16 protein-coding genes are annotated in these 20,875 nt (G+C 37.9%); 10 read left to right on the forward strand and 6 right to left on the reverse strand.

Annotation, left to right across the window (positions count from 1 at the left end; translation table 11 throughout):
• Nucleotide 1 precedes the first annotated feature (1 nt).
• The 4 genes from VYJ22_RS07240 (at nucleotide 2) to nth (ending at nucleotide 4,184) form a co-directional block, all read left to right on the forward strand.
• Nucleotides 2–1,819, forward strand: a complete 1,818-nt coding sequence (locus tag VYJ22_RS07240; RefSeq protein ID WP_329903247.1) for a V-type ATP synthase subunit I — start codon at nucleotides 2–4, stop codon at nucleotides 1,817–1,819.
• A 32-nt stretch (nucleotides 1,820–1,851) separates the two neighbouring features.
• A complete protein-coding gene (locus tag VYJ22_RS07245; RefSeq protein ID WP_329903248.1) occupies nucleotides 1,852–2,331 on the forward strand; it encodes an ATPase in 480 nt (159 codons plus the stop codon).
• A gap of 163 nt (nucleotides 2,332–2,494) precedes the next feature.
• Entirely contained in the window at nucleotides 2,495–3,514 is a 1,020-nt protein-coding gene (gene pheS / locus VYJ22_RS07250; RefSeq protein WP_329903249.1) for a phenylalanine--tRNA ligase subunit alpha, read from the forward strand.
• Nucleotides 3,515–3,518: 4 nt separating this feature from the next.
• Nucleotides 3,519–4,184 (forward strand): endonuclease III, encoded by a 666-nt coding sequence (gene nth / locus VYJ22_RS07255; protein ID WP_329903250.1) that lies wholly within the window; start codon nucleotides 3,519–3,521, stop codon nucleotides 4,182–4,184.
• A 92-nt stretch (nucleotides 4,185–4,276) separates the two neighbouring features.
• Here nth and VYJ22_RS07260 read toward each other — a convergent pair whose 3' ends face one another.
• Nucleotides 4,277–7,012 (reverse strand): dipeptidyl-peptidase 3 family protein, encoded by a 2,736-nt coding sequence (locus tag VYJ22_RS07260; protein ID WP_329903252.1) that lies wholly within the window; start codon nucleotides 7,010–7,012, stop codon nucleotides 4,277–4,279.
• Between the two features lie 753 nt (nucleotides 7,013–7,765).
• On the opposite strand from VYJ22_RS07260, the gene VYJ22_RS07265 reads away from it, so the two are divergent.
• From VYJ22_RS07265 to pflA, 6 genes are all read left to right on the forward strand, one after another.
• Nucleotides 7,766–8,674 (forward strand): IS982 family transposase, encoded by a 909-nt coding sequence (locus VYJ22_RS07265; RefSeq protein WP_159036305.1) that lies wholly within the window; start codon nucleotides 7,766–7,768, stop codon nucleotides 8,672–8,674.
• Nucleotides 8,675–9,317: 643 nt separating this feature from the next.
• Nucleotides 9,318–10,241, forward strand: coding sequence for a helix-turn-helix transcriptional regulator (locus VYJ22_RS07270; RefSeq protein ID WP_329903253.1), 924 nt, complete (start codon nucleotides 9,318–9,320; stop codon nucleotides 10,239–10,241).
• A 126-nt stretch (nucleotides 10,242–10,367) separates the two neighbouring features.
• The gene (gene efp / locus VYJ22_RS07275; RefSeq protein ID WP_329903254.1) at nucleotides 10,368–10,934 is read left to right on the forward strand and encodes an elongation factor P; all 567 of its coding nucleotides are present in this window, start codon (nucleotides 10,368–10,370) and stop codon (nucleotides 10,932–10,934) included.
• Between the two features lie 110 nt (nucleotides 10,935–11,044).
• Complete coding sequence (locus tag VYJ22_RS07280) at nucleotides 11,045–11,563, forward strand: 3'-5' exonuclease (RefSeq protein WP_329903255.1); 519 nt, start codon at nucleotides 11,045–11,047, stop codon at nucleotides 11,561–11,563.
• Nucleotides 11,564–12,025: 462 nt separating this feature from the next.
• Nucleotides 12,026–14,257, forward strand: a complete 2,232-nt coding sequence (gene pflB / locus VYJ22_RS07285) for a formate C-acetyltransferase (RefSeq protein ID WP_329903257.1) — start codon at nucleotides 12,026–12,028, stop codon at nucleotides 14,255–14,257.
• A 5-nt stretch (nucleotides 14,258–14,262) separates the two neighbouring features.
• On the forward strand, nucleotides 14,263–15,000 hold the full coding sequence (gene pflA / locus VYJ22_RS07290) for a pyruvate formate-lyase-activating protein (protein ID WP_329903259.1): 738 nt from the start codon (nucleotides 14,263–14,265) through the stop codon (nucleotides 14,998–15,000).
• Between the two features lie 135 nt (nucleotides 15,001–15,135).
• Here pflA and VYJ22_RS07295 read toward each other — a convergent pair whose 3' ends face one another.
• The 5 genes from VYJ22_RS07295 to VYJ22_RS07315 all read right to left on the reverse strand — a co-directional run bounded on the left by VYJ22_RS07295 (nucleotide 15,136) and on the right by VYJ22_RS07315 (nucleotide 20,775).
• Entirely contained in the window at nucleotides 15,136–16,044 is a 909-nt protein-coding gene (locus tag VYJ22_RS07295; RefSeq protein WP_159036305.1) for an IS982 family transposase, read from the reverse strand.
• 394 nt (nucleotides 16,045–16,438) lie between these two features.
• A complete protein-coding gene (locus VYJ22_RS07300; RefSeq protein ID WP_329903260.1) occupies nucleotides 16,439–16,927 on the reverse strand; it encodes a DUF4252 domain-containing protein in 489 nt (162 codons plus the stop codon).
• On the reverse strand, nucleotides 16,914–17,498 hold the full coding sequence (locus VYJ22_RS07305) for a hypothetical protein (protein WP_329903261.1): 585 nt from the start codon (nucleotides 17,496–17,498) through the stop codon (nucleotides 16,914–16,916). The genes VYJ22_RS07300 and VYJ22_RS07305 overlap by 14 nt, the downstream gene beginning before the upstream one ends.
• A 10-nt stretch (nucleotides 17,499–17,508) precedes the next feature.
• On the reverse strand, nucleotides 17,509–17,949 hold the full coding sequence (locus tag VYJ22_RS07310; protein WP_329903262.1) for an RNA polymerase sigma factor: 441 nt from the start codon (nucleotides 17,947–17,949) through the stop codon (nucleotides 17,509–17,511).
• Nucleotides 17,950–18,276: 327 nt separating this feature from the next.
• Nucleotides 18,277–20,775 (reverse strand): TonB-dependent receptor, encoded by a 2,499-nt coding sequence (locus VYJ22_RS07315; protein ID WP_329903263.1) that lies wholly within the window; start codon nucleotides 20,773–20,775, stop codon nucleotides 18,277–18,279.
• Nucleotides 20,776–20,875: the final 100 nt, after the last annotated feature.

A 20,875-nucleotide genomic window follows, 5' to 3' on the forward strand; every position in this document is an offset into this window, starting at 1 on the left:
AATGAACAAATACTCTTTTGTAATTTTCCATAAAGAGTATCATGACTTTTTATTAAAGCTTCGGAGTTTAGGCGTAGTGCATATTCAGGAGTCTAAGAACCCTAAAGAAATTAAAGAATTACAGGATCTGCTCAATCTTCGTAAGGAGATTACCCAAGTCAGGCATAATGTTGCTTCTTTCGGAACCGACGTTAAACTTGAAGAGGAAAAAGTAGAACTTTCTGATGACTTTACAGAGGAAATAGGCCAAAAGGTCTTAGCCGAGGCTAAAGAATTGCTCGATAAAAAGAATCGTTTGGATCAGGAGTTCCTTGCCAAGAACAAAGAATATACAGATGTTGAGGTATGGGGAGACTATGATGTAGAGCAAGTATCAAAACTTCGTAAAGCAGGGTATGTCATTGACTTTTATGTGACATCCAAATCAAATTATTCCCCTGATTGGGTCAATGAGTTCAATGCTATAGAGGTAACTAGCGATAAGTCTCAGGTACACTTCATCACCATCAATAAATTTGATGATGACTATGAACGTCCCAAGGCTGATATTGTGAAAGCTCCTGTCAAAAGTCTTTCTACTCTTGACCATGAGCAAAAGGTAATTATTGAGGAGCAAAAAGAAGTCGTTGGGCAGCTTAAGCAATTTGCTGATCATAAAGCCAATCTCTTAGCTCAGTATGATATTTACCTCGATAATAAATTTTCTTTCAGCAATGCTATCTTACAGGCTGATCTTCAAGCAGAAAATGCGTTGATGGTTCTGGAAGGTTGGGTGCCTGAGGATAAAGCCTTATCAATGGAGAATGCATTGAGCCAAAATAATTATTATTTCCATAAAATGGAGATAATAGAGGGGGAAAAAGTGCCTATTAAACTCAAAAATAATAAGGTTACAAAGCTCTTTGAACCTCTAACCAAGATGTTCTCTTTGCCTAATTATTATGAGTTGGATCCCACCCCTTTATTTGCGCCTTTCTTTATGCTTTTCTTTGGTATGTGCTTTGGTGATGGCGGATATGGACTGTTTGTATTAGTTCTCTGCACATTACTCAAAATCAAGGCTAAACCTGATAAAAAGCCTATTTTGGGACTTATGCAATGGTTGGGCGGTTCTGCCTTTGTGGTGGGTATGCTTATGGGATCCTTTTTTGGTGTCACATTGGGATATGCCAAACCGGAAGACTATTTCCTCAATCAGAACAATCTGATGATTCTGTCCCTTATAATAGGACTTATTCAGATATTGTACGGAAAAGTTCTTGCTGCCATCAAGGTAAAAAAACAGAAGGGTATCAAATACAGCCTTTCTCGTTTTGCTTGGGTGGTTGTAATTCTATGTTCTTTACTTGCTTTGGCTTTCCCAAAGCTTGCCCCTACAGCTCCTTCTATGATAGGAAATGTATTGTGGGGAGTAGCATTAGCAGGTTTGTTAGTGGCTTATTTTTACAATACACCCGGAAAAAACATATTTATCAATTTCGGCACAGGGCTTTGGGATACTTACAACAATGCATCCGGATTATTGGGCGATACCTTATCTTACATCCGATTGTTTGCTATCGGCCTTACCGGCTCTATTCTTGGGGGGGTATTTAATCAGTTGGCAGTCGTACAAACGGAGTCGATGCCTATTCTTGCCCGCATACCTGTGATGCTTATTATCCTTGTTGTGGGGCATGCTATAAATTTTGGTTTAGCTATGATCGGATCTTTGGTACACCCGCTTCGTCTTACCTATGTAGAGTTTTACAAGAATAGTGAGTTTGAGGGTGGGGGTAATCAATACGAACCTTTTAGAAATAAAAAAACAAATAATTAAAAGTATAATTAATATCAAATCATTGAATTGTTATGAACGAAATGTTGGCTTATTTAGGAGTTGCACTTATGGTCGGACTTACCGGTATAGGTAGTAGTATTGGTGTAACTATCTGCGGTAACTCTGTTGTTGGTGCTATGAGAAAGAATCCTGATTCTTTGGGTCTTTACATTGCTTTGAGCGCATTACCAAGTTCTCAGGGTCTTTATGGTTTCGTTGGTTTCTTTATGGCTTCATCGCTGATCGGTAAGTTGGTTGCTGCTCAAGCACTGGGAGCTGTGGCTGCATGGGCAATTTTCGGAGCCGGTTTGGCTTTGGGTGTTGTTGGCCTTTTCTCAGCCATTCGCCAGTCTCAGGTTTGTGCCAATGGTATTCAGGCTATCGGATCAGGACACAATGTCTTCTCTGCTACAATGGTGATGGCCGTATTCCCTGAGCTGTATGCTATTTTGGCTTTGCTTGTGTCTATCCTTATCTTCAACTCTGTACCGGGTATGGTCGGTATGGCATAATAATGCCTTCAAAGATATTGTAAGGAAACTTTAAAGGTTTTATTTAATACATAAAGAGCTGTCATATATGGCAGCTCTTTTTGTTTAGCAATAATTCAAAAAATCTTAATAGTTCGATAAAAACAGCTAAATTTGTAATCTGGCATGGTGAAATTATAAGAATATGCAAAATAGAATCAAGGCGCTGTTAGAAGAGATAGCAAATCTTACAGCCGTAACCACGGAAGAGGTAGAAGCTCTCCGTATCAAATATCTTAGTAAAAAAGGAGAAGTTGCCAAATTATTTGATGACTTCAAAACGGTTTCAGCGGAAGAGAAGAGGGCTTTGGGGCAACAGTTGAATCAGCTCAAGAACAAAGCTACCGATACCATCAATCAATTACGGGAAAACCTTTCTTTACAGCATAGTGAGGTTGATAGTATTGATTGGTCGCGTACTGCGTATCCCCATAGGCTTGGTACCAGACATCCTTTGACTTTGGTAAAAGAGGAAATATGTGAGATTTTTGCTCGTATGGGTTTTAGCATTGCAGAAGGTCCTGAGATTGAAGATGACTGGCATGTGTTTTCATCTTTAAATTTTGCAGAGGATCATCCCGCCCGTGACATGCAGGATACCTTTTTTATTCAGCATCAGCCCGATGTAGTATTGCGTACACACACTTCCTCAGTCCAAAGCCGTGTAATGGAAGAGACACAACCTCCTATTCGTATCATTTGTCCGGGTAGAGTATATCGTAATGAGGTGATTTCATACCGTGCACATTGTTTCTTTCACCAAGTAGAAGCTTTGTATGTAGATAAGAATGTATCATTTGCTGATCTTAAGCAAGTTTTATTGTATTTTGCCCAAGAGATGTTTGGCCCTGATACAAAAATAAGATTACGTCCTTCTTACTTTCCTTTTACCGAACCTTCAGCGGAAATGGACATCTCATGTAATATCTGTGGAGGCGAAGGATGTGCATTCTGTAAATATACAGGTTGGGTAGAGATTTTGGGATGCGGTATGGTAGACCCTAATGTTTTGGAAAATTGTGGTATCGACAGTTCTATATATTCAGGCTATGCTTTGGGTATGGGGATAGAACGTATTACCAATCTTAAATATAGAGTAAAGGATTTACGCTTATTCTCTGAAAATGATCAGAGATTCTTGGAGCAGTTCAAGAGCGTGCACTAATATTATGACAAAAGCGGAGCGTTTTAGACACGTAATTCAATGGTTTGAAGAAAACAGACCTATTGCAGAAACAGAGCTTCATTATACTACTCCATTTGAATTGCTGGTAGCAGTAATCTTGTCAGCTCAATGTACTGATAAACGTGTTAATATGATTACGCCTGCATTACTTATGCAATATCCAAATCCTCAGGCTATGGCTAAAGCCGAACCTGAGGATATTTTTCCTTATATCAGAAGTGTCAGTTACCCTAATAATAAAGCCAAGCATCTTAGCAACATGGCTAAAATGTTGGTTTCGGAATTCCACTCTGAAGTTCCCGATGAAGTGAGTGATCTTATAAAGCTTCCGGGAGTAGGTCGCAAAACAGCCAATGTGATTGCATCAGTCATATTTGACAAGCCTGCTATGGCTGTCGATACTCACGTATTTAGAGTATCCAATCGAATAGGACTTACTACTAACTCCAAATCTCCTTTACAGACAGAATTAGAGTTGATCAAGTATATTCCCGAGCCTCTCATCGCCAAGGCTCATCATTGGCTTATATTACATGGCAGATATGTCTGCTTGGCTCGGAAGCCCAAATGTAATGAGTGTGGGCTTACACCATATTGTCGTTACTATCAGACGATGCAAAAAAAGGCTTCAGATACTATCAAAAAATAATAAGATAATATCTATTGCTGGGTAGACATTACCTTATCTTTTGAGTACAAATACCTGATAAATGTATTAAAATCAACAGTATTTGCTATTGCTTAATCCTTAGTGTTAAATTCAATATCAAACATGATATCATCGTAAAATTCTTTTTCGATAGGATTTGATGAGCTACCCAATTCTTTTATTAATTCTTTCACCATAGATTCTTCCAAATCTCCGGTACATGCTATTCGTTTTAGAAATAATACCGCAGCTTGTTGTCGGGCATCGGTGAAGTCAGTGGTAGATGGTTTATGGAGATCCAGCATTATATCATAAGTCCTGAAAAGCAATTTTTTTAGTAAAATATGATTTAGACTCAATCCTTTCCTTGCCATCCGAGCTAATAATATCAATGCAACCATAGAGAGCTTTTCACGCTTATTTTCATTGAGATGCGGGTCTCCTTTGCTCAATAGCCACGCTGCAGCCCAAAGAGGGCTTTCTTTGCATCTGCTCAAGAGATTCATGGTGAGCTGCTCTCTGAGTTCTACATGTTGTGATGCTGTTACAGCCATCTCTGTTGCTTCCTCATAGAAAAGCTTATCATCAGGGAAAATCATAGTCGCTATTATCTTCAGCTCCCTTACATCTCTGTGCCATAAATAACGAGCCAATTCAAGATCATGGGGTAGGGTTGCTGCCAATTTGGTAATATACTCACGTGTGAGGCCGAAGTTTATACCGTAGCTGAGCCCTTTTTCCCGCATCATGGTAGATACTACACCATCCATACTGATACGTAATTTCTTTCTCAATTCATTGGCGATATCCAGCGTACGCTTGCTGATATGTTTATCTTCCTTTATACGGGCGCTGAGGGTGGGGTTGAGTGACATATAGCTGTAGTCACGGCTATATCTTAGCATTTGTTCGGCGTATCTTTCTCCATAAGATATAGTAATATCTATTATATTGCCTACAGTATCATACACAGGAGTAAGCCTGGGATTTACAAAACCTTTATATGGGGCTATATTAAGCTTCTCATATTTGTCCAATACTTGTTTATGAAGTTTTTTATCTACATCTATGGCATATTTCTCAATCAATTTACCGGCTGCATCAAAGTCTCCTTCACTTTTTATTCTTTGCACCTCTGCTAGCAGTTCTGCTATTATTCCTCTTATACCTCCATAATTACTGATTGTGAGAGAAGTATTTTCAAGCTTCAGATAGCCCGCCAAAGTACCCTTGTGCAAAATATATCGGGCGATAAGAGCCCTGTTTTTCATGTGAGCTTCTTCAAGCTTTTCTCCAGGTTTGATACGGCACAATTGTAATATGAGACCATTGAGGATATATTGATAGTAACAAGCTTTGTAGGCTTCGGGATCGTCCAAAAGATCTATTTCTAGAATCTTGGGATCAGCTATGAAGTAGAGAGCAAAAAGATCTGCTCTGGCTTCTTCCAATGTGGAGCCGTGTTGTCCCAGGGAATCGGGAGAAGTATCATCCAGTAGTTTACCTGATCCATGTCCCAGACATTCATGCAGATCTGTATGAAGACGATCCGTTATTGGTCCGTATTGCTTGATTTTGGATATCATATCCGCATCTGTCACAAAAGCTTCAAGTAATCCATTGTTTTGAGAAGCTATATTATATGCTTGCTGTATATTTTCTATCGTAATAGACTTTGAGCCGTAAGCTGCTCTTATCCAGTCAGCATTTGGGAGATTAATCCCAATGGGAGTAGCAGGATATGAATCTCCGGCCAACATCACTACGTTTACGGCATGGGCAATGACTCCCACAGCATTTTCTTTCTTGAATCTGTGATCAATAGGTGCGTGATCCTCAAACCATTGGGCATTTTGGCTGATTTTTTGTGTTCTTTCTGTTGCTTCAATATCTCTGATATGTACCAATCCTTCCCAGCTACCTTTGAGCCCTATGGGATCTGAGTATGTTTCAGTAAAACCATTGATATAATCGACGGTGCTTACTGTGTCTCTCAGCCATGAGATGCAATAGTCATTGTATAGCTGGAGATCTCCTGTATTGTAGTAGTCGATCAGTGATTTCATGGCTCGGCTTTGCTCTTCAGTTTGGCAATAATGAAGAGCTTGTCCCAAATGCACTGTTATTCGACTAAGAGCCTTGCTATAAAGCCCTCCTATTTGATAAGTACGCTCGAATAGATTTTCGTTTTCATCCTTTTCCAACCTGCTGTTGAGCCCATAAGAAGAAGGTGTATCTTTTGTTTCAGGTTGTGGATGTAATCGTTGGTAATTATAAAACTCTTCGGCTTCCTTTTGGGTGATAGAATGGTCGTAAAAATTGACACATGAACTCTGTAACAAGTCAGCATTTCCGCTCTGCTCCGTTTTATTGGGTGCTATAGAAGGATCAAAAATAACATCAAGTAGGGGAGTGATTTCACGAGGAGTAAAAGCGGGTAATTGTCCTTTGTTCTGAATCTGCTTGATCATATCAAGCAAAAAATTCCTTGGAAAGGAGGGCTTGAACTTTTTATTACTGTAATGGTGATGGATCCCTGATGAAAACCAAACCCTGAATAGATATTCCTCGAAATCTTTGAATTCTTTTGTAGACTTATCCCCTGAATATAGTGTGTATACAGATTCTAATAAATTTCTTATTCTAAGGTTGAAGCTAAAGTTTTGATCAAAGATAATATCACGACCGGACAAAGCTGCCTGAGATAAATGAAATATCAATATCTTGTGTTCCAGCGGTAAGGTCTCAAAATCGCTCACATGATAGCGAAGTATCTCAATATCTGAAAAACGCGCTACACTATTATAATTATCAATAATATTATCCATCTTTAATTATTTATCTTTTTATACAAAGATAAAAATCTTGCAATCATTTTCTAAGAAGGATCCATATAAATTGATATTTTATTATTCTAAGCTTATACTCCATATAAATGGATTACTATTAGTCGTAATTTATGTATATTAAGAGACCAAACACCATTCTGTTTTGCATATGCGTGGAGGACTTATATCATAAAAAACAGTGAGCTCTTGACAACAGGAGGGAGGATGTTGTATCTTTGTCCATATCCAAATTTATACTAACGAAATCATGATATCAACTATAATCAAATCTAAGTGTATTATAAACTCAAAAGTGAGACCTGTGAAGAGAGTAAAACTTAATAAAGTAATCGAAGTATCCTAACTATAGCTAAACTATCATTTTGTCAAAACAAGGTAATGAGAAATAAATATCAAATTGTCAGAATGTAAAAAGGCACCTGACGTTAACAATAAAAGCCGTAATGGGGATGTATACACCTCTTTACGGCTTTTTTTGTTTTTGAGCTCTATGATACTTTTTTCTTAGTTAGGTGGAGCTATTTTTCTAACTGTCTTATGCTATTTTCCTAACTACGTGTTTGGATTTTTCTAACTAACGTGAGTTCGATATAAGGGATAATAGGAATAATAGAGTTTAGAAAGTGTTGTAAATCAGTGTAATTTCTTATGTATTTCATTGCAAAAGTGGTGAATTATTTGTATCTTAGTAGTTGATAATCAATAAGATATAAACAAACAAAACACCACTTTATGAAAACAAATATAGTTGAAATTTTCTGTCTTACCGATGATTTTTCCAAACTTTTCGATACCTTGATTCAGCAAAGAACCCTTTGCGAAGGAAACAAAAAGCGAAGAAATCGCAAGTTTAGGATGTCCGATGCTGAAATCATGACTATTCTGATTCTTTTCCATCATTCGAGGTATCGCGATTTTAAGTCCTTTTATCTTCAATATATTACGCAACAATGTCATTCGGATTTTCCTTCGTTGGTCTCTTACAATCGTTTTGTGGAATTACAAAGCAAGGTGGCATTCAAACTAATTTCATTTCTCAATATGTGTTGTTTGGGCGAATGCACCGGTATCTCATTCATTGATTCCACACCTTTACGCACCTGCCATATCAAGCGGGCACACGGGCATAAGACCATGAAAGGATGGGCCCAAAAGGGCAAATGCAGTATGGGATGGTTCTATGGTTTCAAACTGCATATTGTGATTAACGACCGGGGTGAAATCATTCAATATCAAATCACACCGGGGAATACGGATGACCGTGCTCCACTTAAAGGCGGAACCTTCACGAAGAAACTATTCGGCAAACTTGTTGGCGACAGAGGATACATCTCACAAAGTCTTTTCGATAAGCTCTTCATTGACGACATACACATGATTACGAAGATAAAGAAAAACATGAAAAACACACTGATGAGCCTGTATGATAGGATATTACTCAGAAAAAGAGCACTTGTGGAAACCGTTAATGACCTACTCAAAAACGTTTGTCAAATAGAGCATACACGACATAGAAGCGTCAATAATTTCGCCATTAATTTGATTGCCGGCATAATTGCCTACAATCTGCTACCCAAAAAGCCGGAATTAAACCTAGAAATCATACACAATCCATCAACCCTCTTAGTACACCACGCTTAGACCGAACTCACGTTAACTAAGAATTTATTTTTTTCTAACTAAGAAAATCTAAAAGCGTAGTTAGAAAAATAATAGAACCTAACTAAGAATCTGAAAAAGCCTAGTTAGATTTATATGGCGTATCAACATCGGTTTATTTTTCCCTTCTTTTATGGATAAATGTACAGTCCTGAGATATTAAAAAAAACTATAATGTTGGCGTATTGTGTTTTTTTGTTTTTATTTCGTTTGATTTTGTGTTAATATGATTTTTTCGCTTGTTGTGATTTATGGAGATCGATTCTTTCTTTTTGTCATAAATACTCAATGCTTTTTATGACGTTTAGCTCAATAAGTTTTTTGTTGATTTTTGTATTCTTTTTCATTCTCAAATAAATATTGATATATCTTTTAATAATCTGATTTATGTAAATATCTTCCTGAAATATTTACGTTGTTATACCCCTGATGTTAAGTGTATTTTGAAAGATAATAGGTATAATGGTACTTTTGTAAAGTTAAATTTTTCAGAATAAAATTTTATCTGAATAAAATATGTAACTTGAGAGGGATTTTTTGCTTTAAAAATAGGTAGTATAAAAGCCAAATTTATTAATTTTACATCTTAGTTGCTATTAAACATTAACCCGTTTCACTGTAAAGTATGACTTCTACCCAAAATATAACTTCACCGGTTGACATAGATGCAGATCTTATGTTCTCGGACAACTCCCTTACGCATACTGTTGCCAACTCTGTAGTAGATATACCTTTGCTTTTGGAACTTGGCAAAGATGAGCCTTATTTTATTGAGACTAAGGGGGATTATGCTTTTGTCTTTTTAATATCGGGATCCCTCAAAATTACTTCTATGGGTGAGAAGATTGTGGACTTCTTTCATGATCACGTTTATCTCATTCCCATGGGTAAGCTTTTCGAGGTTCATGCTCAGGAGAGAGCTAAATTCTTGCTTTTTCACTTTTCGCCCAGTATCAATCTTTGCTTGGGCAAATGCCCCCATGATCTTAATCGCCATTTAGGGAAGCATAATTTTTGCCACACTTCATCAGGCAGACGAGATGGTAGAATAACTAATTTACAATTTAAAGGAGCTATGGTTTCTTGGTTAAACTCCGTATTGTTTTACCTTGAGAATGATACAAAGAATATCTCCGTCTATGAGATTAAGCTACGTGAGTTTTTCTACGTGTTACGCTTATCCCTTACAACAATTGAGTTGGACGAATTCCTTGTGTCATATCATTGTCGTAATGTTGGTTTTCGGTCATTTGTCTTCAGGCATCACCTGGAATGTAAAACGGTCGAGGAGCTTTCAGAGATGATAGGTATTTCTTCGAGTAGTGCCAAAAGGATGTTTTTGGAAGAATTTGGTATTCCTCCTCTGAAATGGATGCACGAACAAAGAGCCAAATATATCTACCGAGATCTTGCGGAACAAAAAATGACTCTACAGGAAATAGCGGACAGGTATCACTTTTCGTCTATTAGTTACCTGTGTGTATTTTCACGTAAAATGTTTGGAGCTACACCACTAAAGACCAGAAAGATTATTAATAACGAGAAATAATACCATTAGGTAAGCTATATTCTTCTATGGCAAGCATTGTCATGAAGGATTCTTTATTATTCGGATTGTTTCATTATTTTTGTAATCTCCAAAATATAAACAAATACATACAAGAATAATTTATTTATGGCTAGTACAGCAGATTTTCGCAATGGTATGTGTCTTGATATCGACGGACAATACTATTTCATTGTTGAATTCCTCCATGTTAAACCCGGTAAAGGTCCCGCTTTTGTTCGCTCTAAATTGAAGAATGTTACTACAGGCAGGGTGATTGACAAAACTTGGAATAGTGGTGTAAAGGTGGATGAAGTACGCATAGAACGTCGTCCATATCAATTCCTCTACAAGGATGATATGGGACTCAATTTCATGCATCCTGAAACCTTTGATCAAATTTCTATTCCTGAAGCTGCTATCGATGGTGTACAGTTCCTGAAGGAAGGTGATATGGTAGAAGCTATGGTACATGCCGAGTCTGAAAGCATTCTCACTTGCGAACTTCCTGCTCATGTTATATTGAGAGTAACTTATACAGAGCCCGGACTTAAGGGCGATACTGCTACTAACACCCTCAAACCTGCTACTGTAGAAACAGGAGCTGAGGTACGTGTGCCTTTGTTTATTACTGAAGGTGAGCTCATCGAAATAGATACTCGCGATGGGTCTTATATAGGCCGTGTAAAAGAATAAACACGTTATAGAGTGGATACCTCAAAGGCTATGTTCTATAATTTTTATAGGAGCATAGCCTTTTTATTTATATTGTATCACCTCCCAAATAAAGAGATTCCCATATTGATATGAAAGACTTTGTCGCTATAGATTTTGAAACAGCCAATTTCAAACGATCAAGTATTTGTAGTGCGGGTTTGGTTATTGTAAGAGATGGTATTATCCAAGACAAAATATATAGCCTCATACATCCTATACCCAATTATTACTCGCCGGGCAATACAGCCATACATGGGCTCTCCAAGATAGATACTGATCCGGCACCGTATTTTTATGAATTTTGGGATTATGTCAAGGAGCAAGTGGAGGGTTTGCCTTTTGTAGCACATAATAGTCCTTTCGATGAAAGTTGCCTCAGAGCTATACATCAATATTTTAACCTTGAATATCCGGAAAGTTATAAGTTCTATTGTACCTGCAAAACTTCTCGAAGAATTTTTGGGAAAGAATTACCGAATCACCAACTCCATACTGTTTCTTATAGATGTGGCTTTGACTTAAGCCACCACCACCATGCTATGGCAGATGCAGAGGCTTGCTGTGCCATTACCTTATTTTTGGATCAAAATGGGATAGATCTCCTTTAAGTCTATCAGCTTTTGTAGATATATTCATTTTTCTATTGTATAGGTGCGATGTCTACAGATTACATTTTGTTTTTTGATGATACCGATTTGTGACTATGTGAAAAAAGGGGGGGCATAAGAATTTATCAAAATAATTTATTCATTTTTTTCTTTTAGCATACTGCTATATTTATTTCTTGGATTAATAAGTGTTGTATTATATCATTGGTTTTTTATGTGCAAAATATTGATATTGTTTTGTAATATGAACAGGTTATTTCATGTTAAAAAAATAATATTCCAAGATCGTGAGATTATTCTTTAATGTTTTTTTCTACAATATTTCTACCTATTTAGTGCTATTTTTATAATTAGCAATCTCTAAATATTTCTGTATTTCAATAATTGTCTTATTTTTGTGGTCGAAACGCAAACTGTAGTTTGCAAAATAGCCTATTATAAACCTAATAGATCATACTTTTAATGGAAGAAGCAATGAACTTCAAAAGCGGAGTTTGGGAAAAAGAAATAAACGTCCGCGATTTCGTGATGAAAAATGTGACTCCTTATGATGGAGATGCCTCTTTTCTAAAGCCTGCTACGGAAAAAACCAAAGCTGTATGGGCAAAATGTTTAGTAGCCCTAAAAGAAGAGCGTGACAACAATGGTGTTCGTTCAATAGACACTAAGACAATTTCCTCTATTACTTCATTCAAACCCGGATACATAGATAAAGACAACGAAGTTGTTGTAGGTCTTCAGACCGACGAAGTACTGCGCAGAGCGATGAAACCTCTGGGTGGATACAAAGTCGTGGAAAAAGCCGTAAAAGAGAATGGTCTTGAGGTGGATGAGAGAGTGACCGATATCTTTACACACTATAGAAAAACTCATAATGACGGAGTTTTTGATGCTTATACCGATGAGATTCGTTCGTTCCGTTCATTAGGCTTTCTTACCGGTTTGCCTGACAATTATGCTCGAGGCAGAGTGATCGGAGACTATCGCAGACTTGCTCTATATGGTATCGATAGGCTTATTGAGGCAAAAAAAGAAGATCTTAAGAACCTTGTGGGCCCGATGACCGAAGATCGTATTCGCTTACGTGAAGAAGTGAGCGAGCAGATCAAAGCCCTCAAAGAAATAGCTGTAATGGGTGAGATGTATGGTTTTGATTTACATCGCCCTGCATTGAATGCTCAGGAAGCTGTTCAGTGGGTTTATTTTGCTTACCTTGCCGCTGTAAAAGATCAGGATGGTGCAGCCATGTCTATGGGTAATGTTTCATCTTTCCTAGATATCTATATCCAATACGATATGGATCATAAAGGCCTTACAGAAGAGTTGGCTCAGGAATTGATCGACCAATTTGTAATGAAACTTCGTATGGTTCGTCACTTGAGAATGAATTCATACAACGAAATATTTGCCGGAGACCCTACTTGGGTAACAGAGTCTATAGGAGGAAGCTTAGCTGATGGCCGTCACAAAGTGACTAAGACCTCATTCCGCTTTTTGCAGACTCTTTATAACCTTGGAGCAAGTCCGGAACCTAACCTAACTGTACTGTGGGGACAATCTCTGCCACAAGGATTCAAAGATTTTTGTGCTCAGGTCTCCATTGATACTTCATCTATTCAGTATGAGAATGATGATTTGATGAGAGAAACCAGATGCAGTGATGATTATGGTATTGCCTGCTGTGTGTCTTTCCAAGAAATAGGAAAACAGATACAATTCTTCGGAGCACGTACCAATTTGGCAAAAGCTTTACTTTTAGCCATGAATGCCGGACGTTGCGAGTTTACCGGAACAACTATGATTGAAGGTATTCCTGCTCTGAAGAGTGATGTATTGGATTTTGATGAAATATGGGCCAACTACTTGCTCGTACTCAAACAAGTTGCTCGTGTATACAATGAGTCTATGAACATCATTCATTTCATGCATGACAAATACTATTATGAACGCGCCCAAATGGCATTTATTGACACCAATCCCAGAATCAACCTTGCATACGGAGTGGCAGGACTTTCTATCGCTACAGACTCGCTTTCGGCTATCAAGCATGCCAAAGTAACTGCTCGCAGAAATGAGCAAGGACTTACTGTCGGATTTGATACGGAAGGTGAATTCCCATGCTATGGTAATGATGATGACCAAGTGGATGTAATAGCCAAAAACATTACCCATACCTTCAGCCAAATGCTCAAGGAACTTGCTATTTATAAAAATGCACAGCCTACTTTGTCAGTCCTTACCATTACAAGTAATGTAATGTATGGAAAGAAAACAGGAGCTACTCCTGATGGACGTGAAAAAGGGGTAGCTTTTGCTCCGGGTGCTAATCCTATGCACGGACGTGACAATCACGGTGCAATTGCTTCACTTACATCTGTTGCTAAACTTGACTACACAGATGCAGAAGATGGTATCAGCAATACTTTCTCAATCATACCTCATTCATTGGGCTCCGATAAAGGTGAACAAGTAGAGAATCTTACGGGTATGATGGATGGTTACTTTAGCAAAGGTGCTCACCACTTGAATGTAAATGTGCTCAATAGAGAAATGTTGGAAGACGCTATGGAGCATCCTGAGAATTATCCTCAGCTTACCATACGTGTATCCGGCTATGCTGTAAACTTCACGAAACTCAGTCGTGAACACCAGCTTGAGGTGATATCTCGTTCTTTCCACAAACGTATGCGATAACTGTAATGAATCTTCCTGTAAGAGTTCATTCTTTCGAATCAATGGGAACTTTTGACGGGCCGGGTCTCCGGCTCGTCATCTTCTTGCAAGGATGTAACTTCAAGTGTCTTTATTGTGCAAACCCTGATACGATAAATTGTAATCAGGGGGGACAGTTTGTATCTCCTGAAGAGATTGTAAGGAGAGCCGTGAGTGAAAAACCTTTTTTTGGACGCAGAGGCGGCGTTACTTTTAGTGGAGGAGAGCCTACACTTCAGGCAAAAGCTTTGATCCCTTTATGTCGCATGCTCAAAGAAAATGGCATACATATCTGTATAGATACCAATGGCAGCATTATGAATGATGATGTGAAAGAGCTGTTTGGTATTGTGGATATGGTGTTGCTCGACTGCAAAGAAATCAATTCTGAAAGACATCTCGCAATCACAGGACGTGACAATAAGCAGACTCTGGCTACAGCTCATTATTTGTCTGTAATAAATAAGCCTATACGCTTGAGGTATGTATTAGTTCCGGGGTATACAGATGATGTAAATGATTTGGAAGCTTTAGGGAGGCATTTCGGATCATATTCCAATATTGAAAGGGTAGAGGTATTGCCGTACCATACGTATGGTAAGCACAAATACGAATCACTTGGAGAGAAATATCAACTTGATGGAGTTGTGGAGCCTACTCAAGCTCAGGTTCAATCGGTAAAAGCCATCTTTTCAAAGTATTTTGCTAATGTATGGTCACAATGATAAAAACCGAGCAAGCGATATGTTTTGTGATGGATTCTGTTTTAAAGCGAATAAAGGAATAAGATAAAAAGCAAATAACTACCCATACGATCCTTAGTATTAGGGAGGGGAAATCGATGTTAACGTGAGTTCGGTCTAAGCGTGGTGTACTAAGAGGGTTGATGGATTGTGTATGATTTCTAGGTTTAATTCCGGCTTTTTGGGTAGCAGATTGTAGGCAATTATGCCGGCAATCAAATTAATGGCGAAATTATTGACGCTTCTATGTCGTGTATGCTCTATTTGACAAACGTTTTTGAGTAGGTCATTAACGGTTTCCACAAGTGCTCTTTTTCTGAGTAATATCCTATCATACAGGCTCATCAGTGTGTTTTTCATGTTTTTCTTTATCTTCGTAATCATGTGTATGTCGTCAATGAAGAGCTTATCGAAAAGACTTTGTGAGATGTATCCTCTGTCGCCAACAAGTTTGCCGAAAAGTTTCTTCGTGAAGGTTCCGCCTTTAAGTGGAGCACGGTCATCCGTATTCCCCGGTGTGATTTGATATTGAATGATTTCACCCCGGTCGTTAATCACAATATGCAGTTTGAAACCATAGAACCATCCCATACTGCATTTGCCCTTTTGGGCCCATCCTTTCATGGTCTTATGCCCGTGTGCCCGCTTGATATGGCAGGTGCGTAAAGGTGTGGAATCAATGAATGAGATACCGGTGCATTCGCCCAAACAACACATATTGAGAAATGAAATTAGTTTGAATGCCACCTTGCTTTGTAATTCCACAAAACGATTGTAAGAGACCAACGAAGGAAAATCCGAATGACATTGTTGCGTAATATATTGAAGATAAAAGGACTTAAAATCGCGATACCTCGAATGATGGAAAAGAATCAGAATAGTCATGATTTCAGCATCGGACATCCTAAACTTGCGATTTCTTCGCTTTTTGTTTCCTTCGCAAAGGGTTCTTTGCTGAATCAAGGTATCGAAAAGTTTGGAAAAATCATCGGTAAGACAGAAAATTTCAACTATATTTGTTTTCATAAAGTGGTGTTTTGTTTGTTTATATCTTATTGATTATCAACTACTAAGATACAAATAATTCACCACTTTTGCAATGAAATACATAAGAAATTACACTGATTTACAACACTTTCTAAACTCTATTATTCCTATTATCCCTTATATCGAACTCACGTGATGTTAATATAACCAAACAGCTCTACATGGCCTAGGCGTTGTATCGGTGTCGCTTTATAGACAAGAGCTTATTGTTTCAGGTAAATGACCAAGCGCGAATCTCGCAAGCAACGAAGCAATTTGCCTGCTATACAACGGTCTCAAAAAAGCTGAGGGTGTGTCAAAGAGAAATACTTCTCTTGACACACCCTCCTGCAAAATAGAGATTATGCTATCTTTCTATCACTTATTTTCCATTTTATTTTGAGAAGTTTTTGATGGACTCTTTCGAGAAGTTTCCAAGCATGCTCACGATATTCATAGTACTATCGGCCTCGTTAATGATGTAAATAGTATTATAGCCTCCTTTATTGTTCTTATAGCCAATAATCCTATTCTCATTGTTACCATTCTTAGAGATCATTAATACCTCTGCTTTCTTATCCTTGCCACTCATTATGGGTTCGAATTCTTGCTTGAGAACTTGTTTATTTTTATCTCCTTGAGCAGTGAAGACGTACATTTGTTCTGTACTTTTCACCATATCTCCCATCATTTTATTATCAGAGCCGGCCTCCTGTCCTATCATTCCTGATGCATTTTTGAGCATGGCTTCCGTGATATACACAGTGTTTATTTCCTTAATATTCATTAATTTCTGAAAATTAACACCCTGTGCCTTGCTCGCATATGATATTAAGATCAATAATATCACTAATAATGCGGATTTGAAGCTAATTTTTTTCATTGTCGTTTTTTATTTGAGGATTAAATATTGACAAATAGTTATTTAATTTTTGATCAATTTGCATCAATTGATATTGTACTTGCTTCTGCGCATCACGGCTTATTTGCAGTGTACTTGATATGATTGTCATGGCTTGCAGGGCTTCTCTATTGGCTTCCTCTTTAGTGAGGGGAATCCCGTTTTTGGTAGATACATCATTATGGAGAATATTTATTTTATATACAGTAATTCCTACTAAGGATATAACCAATAGTGCCACGGCTGCATATTTTAAAGAAGCTTTGAATAATAATGATATATTTCTTTTACGAGTAATCGGCTGTGCTTTTAGAGAAGTGGAGTTACTCTCCAACATCGTTTTTAATTTTATATCTTCATCTTCTAATACATGAAGGGTAGCTTCGTCATTTTCGAAGTGTGAGCGAATAATTAAAGCATCATCATGATAGGGCGAATTTTCATCCGCATCCATCAACAAAAGGTATAATTTTAGTTCATCCTCTCTGCTGGATGTCCCTTCATAATATCTTTCGAGGAGTTCTTTGATCTTATTATTATCTAAAACATTCATGACTTTTATATCAATAGTTTTTTCCTATTATTGTTTTTATTTCTTTTCTTAGTCTCGAGAGTATTACTCTCACATTTCCTTCTGAGATAGAGAGCCTTTCGGCAACCTCTTTATTGGATATCTGTTCTATGTGAGTCAGTTTTATTATAGATCTATGAGGCTCTTTGAGATCATGGATCCATTGACTTACCATATGCAGATTTTCTTTTGCTATTAGGTGTTCAGCAGCATCCTTAGCTTGAGCAGGAATATCAATATCGAAATCATCAATTCTTACTGATGTATCATTTTTTTGTTTCCGCAACTTATCTAAGCAATAATTCTTTGCTATTCTTATCATAAAAGCCTTAGGATAAACCACCTCATCAAGCTCCGATCTATTCTCCCAGATTTTCAAGAAGATGTCTTGAGTAGCATCTTTTGCTTCCTCATCATCATTCAATATTATCATGCAAGTCTGTTGTACAGAACTCCTGAAAGGGATGAAAGTATTTAGAAATTCCTGATCAGTATACATAGTATTCGGTTTACACTATACAGCTAAATTGATATTATAGTTACTATGCCCAGGGCATATATACTTGCTTTATTATGTTGAGGGTTATTATTTTCATCATTCTTCAATACTTTAAAAAAAAGCGTCTTTATCTCTATGACGTATTCCGAAATGATTTGTTACAAATTTAATTTTCTTTTTGATGCATTATAGGAGGTAATAAGAAAGAAAAAGGTCGCCCTTTCATAAAGAGCGACCTTGTAATGGGGTGAAAATCCGGAATTAGAAGGAAACCTTTGTTCCAACGAATATTCGACGAGGCTGCATTGGCCCGTAAATATATGCTGAAGCTCTTCCGGGTCCTTTATCCATGTCATTTTGATAAGCATTGAAGATGTTTTGAACACCTGCATTGAGTTCCAAATTCATGGTGGAACTCAAATGGAACTCATAAGTAGTTTTGAAATCCATTTCAAAGAATGATTTTGTTTTTTTGAGATAAGCAAAACCCGGTGCTACACCTTTGAATCTTTGTCCATCCATTTCATAATCAAAAAAGCCGTCTTTGTCTATTTTGCTTTTTTCTATGTCTCCCTCATAAGCTTCATGCAAGGCTTTCATAGAACCGGTGAATGTACCACTCAAGTTAAAGCTCAGATTGTGAGTAGGGCGAAGAGTAGTAACAAAATAGCTGTAGAAATTAGGTGTTCTTTCAAAGTCTTTAGTTGTTATAGCCTTTTGACCTGTTTCTTTATCCTCATCTACCAAGTCTTTCTCTACACCATAGCGGCTTCTCTGCATGGTAGCTCCTAATTGGATGTCAAAAAGTCTACCGTATGCAAGTCTACCTTCAAGATTAACTCCAAACACTTTGCTGGTACCTTCTTTTTGGTTGATCACAGTGCGGATAGATATTCCGTTCTCTTCTTTTTCCACAGGAGAGGTGGTAAACTGATCATTGATAAATGTAGCAAACCCCTCAAGCATCAAGTTATACTGCCATTTATCCGACTTGCCGTACCAGTCAATAGATCCGCTTAAGCTTCTTGAACGTTCTTCTTTCAGATCCTTATCCAAAACACGCGCAACAGGAGTACCTCCGGCAAGTTCTACGTGCATCTCTTCATCAAAATATTGAGGAGCTCTAAAGCCTTCGCTATATGAAAGTCTTACAGAAAGGTCTTCAATAGGGTTGTATCTAACGTTTGCTCTGGGACTGAAAATAAATAGTGAGTTGATATCTTTCTTACCATTTTGTTTCAATGTAACATAGTCAAAGCGGCCACCTACAAGTAAGCTCAATTTATCAGTTTTGTATTCGATCTGATCAAACTGGCTAAAAGTAAGATTCTCTTGATCTATGGCTTTGGATCTGAAACCGCTTTGATCCTTAAGACTACCACTAGTGAGTTCGGCTCCCGCAGTAATTTCCCAGCGATCAGCGATGTTATGATTGTATGATGCACCTCCTTGTATATCCAATCCTTTTGTGGTACCATATGATGTCAAAGAGTTACGTACTTCTTCACGTGTCTTTTCATCTGTAATGCTTTTTAGCAACTCATCTACAAAGTCACCTCCGCCATAGTAGCTATTACGTCTTACATTTTGAGCAGAGAAATAAAGGCTCAGTCTATTTTTACCTTCATTAAAGCCCTGATCGAATTTAAGACTACCACCATTGATATAGTGTTGTAGATATTCAGCTATTCGAGCTTCGAAAGGGGGAAGATCCAATCGATCCCCACCACGGCGATACTCTTGCATAGAGTGGAACTCAGCTGTAAGTTTGCTGTAAAGTCCGGTTTTGTAGAATGAGCGGAAGCCCAACCCTCTATTGCGAAGTACCGGTAGTTCTGTGAAAGAATCCTCATTATAATCGAATCCCGGACGATAGCTATGCTGCCCAAAAACAGTGACACCGCCTTTTTGATCTTCTGTGATCATTGATGCGTTGAAATTGGTTACAGTCTGTATTTTCCTAAATCCATCCTTCTCTCTGTTGAATGATGTAAGCGTAGAACTGATCTCACCACTGTTTCTCACAGGCTCTTTGGTGATAATATTGATTACTCCACCTACAGCGTTAGAGCCGAAAAGAGCGGAACCTCCACCACGAAGTACCTCTACTCGGTCAATCATATTTGCAGGGATCTGCTCTAAGCCATAAACACCGGCTAGGGCACTAAACATAGGGCGACTATCTATAAGGATTTGTGAGTATGCGCCCTCAAGGCCGTTGATGCGTACTTGGTTGAAACCACAATTCTGACAATTGTTTTCAACACGTAGACCCGGTTGGAATTTAAGACCTTGACTGAGATTGCTGGCGTTGGTTTTGATAAATATATCTGATGGAATCACAGTAACCAATGTGGAAGCCTTACGTCTCAAAGTTTCATTTCTATTGGAAGTTACTACAACCCCATCCAGAGATATTGCTTCCTCCTTCATATAAAGGTCAATATGTCTTTTTGACCCTTCATGAATTGTTACGTTCTCCATGACGTCACCATAACCCATGTTGCGAGCAATGAGCTTTACTGTGCCTACCGGTATGCCTTTGATTGAGAAGTTACCGTTTGAGTCAGTTGTTGTTCCCAAAGTAGTTCCTTTAATCAGAACTTGTACATACGGCAATGCCTCTCGGGTACGCGCATCAACCACTGTACCTGTTACCGATCCGGTGGTTTTGCCTTTCTGTTGGGCAGAAAGATCATGACTAACAATTCCGGCAAAAATGCATAACATGCACATCAAGCGAGTAATTTGTTGTTTCATAAATTTTTATTTTTATTATGATTATAATATAAATTTCATTTGATTCTAACATTGGAAAACAGTCAAAGTTAGGTTGTTTGTTTACGTAGATTGCCCTATA

This window comes from Porphyromonas pogonae (assembly GCF_036320655.1).
GTDB classification, from domain to species: Bacteria; Bacteroidota; Bacteroidia; order Bacteroidales; family Porphyromonadaceae; genus Porphyromonas; species Porphyromonas pogonae.

Excerpts from the sequence above, each read along its gene's own strand:
- VYJ22_RS07240 (WP_329903247.1), top strand. The coding sequence starts at position 2 with ATGAACAAATACTCTTTTGTAATTTTCCATAAAGAGTATCATGACTTT.
- VYJ22_RS07245 (WP_329903248.1), top strand. The coding sequence starts at position 1,852 with ATGAACGAAATGTTGGCTTATTTAGGAGTTGCACTTATGGTCGGACTT.
- pheS (WP_329903249.1), top strand. The coding sequence starts at position 2,495 with ATGCAAAATAGAATCAAGGCGCTGTTAGAAGAGATAGCAAATCTTACA.
- nth (WP_329903250.1), top strand. The coding sequence starts at position 3,519 with ATGACAAAAGCGGAGCGTTTTAGACACGTAATTCAATGGTTTGAAGAA.
- VYJ22_RS07260 (WP_329903252.1), bottom strand. The coding sequence starts at position 7,012 with ATGGATAATATTATTGATAATTATAATAGTGTAGCGCGTTTTTCAGAT.
- VYJ22_RS07265 (WP_159036305.1), top strand. The coding sequence starts at position 7,766 with ATGAAAACAAATATAGTTGAAATTTTCTGTCTTACCGATGATTTTTCC.
- VYJ22_RS07270 (WP_329903253.1), top strand. The coding sequence starts at position 9,318 with ATGACTTCTACCCAAAATATAACTTCACCGGTTGACATAGATGCAGAT.
- efp (WP_329903254.1), top strand. The coding sequence starts at position 10,368 with ATGGCTAGTACAGCAGATTTTCGCAATGGTATGTGTCTTGATATCGAC.
- VYJ22_RS07280 (WP_329903255.1), top strand. The coding sequence starts at position 11,045 with ATGAAAGACTTTGTCGCTATAGATTTTGAAACAGCCAATTTCAAACGA.
- pflB (WP_329903257.1), top strand. The coding sequence starts at position 12,026 with ATGGAAGAAGCAATGAACTTCAAAAGCGGAGTTTGGGAAAAAGAAATA.
- pflA (WP_329903259.1), top strand. The coding sequence starts at position 14,263 with ATGAATCTTCCTGTAAGAGTTCATTCTTTCGAATCAATGGGAACTTTT.
- VYJ22_RS07295 (WP_159036305.1), bottom strand. The coding sequence starts at position 16,044 with ATGAAAACAAATATAGTTGAAATTTTCTGTCTTACCGATGATTTTTCC.
- VYJ22_RS07300 (WP_329903260.1), bottom strand. The coding sequence starts at position 16,927 with ATGAAAAAAATTAGCTTCAAATCCGCATTATTAGTGATATTATTGATC.
- VYJ22_RS07305 (WP_329903261.1), bottom strand. The coding sequence starts at position 17,498 with ATGAATGTTTTAGATAATAATAAGATCAAAGAACTCCTCGAAAGATAT.
- VYJ22_RS07310 (WP_329903262.1), bottom strand. The coding sequence starts at position 17,949 with ATGATAATATTGAATGATGATGAGGAAGCAAAAGATGCTACTCAAGAC.
- VYJ22_RS07315 (WP_329903263.1), bottom strand. The coding sequence starts at position 20,775 with ATGAAACAACAAATTACTCGCTTGATGTGCATGTTATGCATTTTTGCC.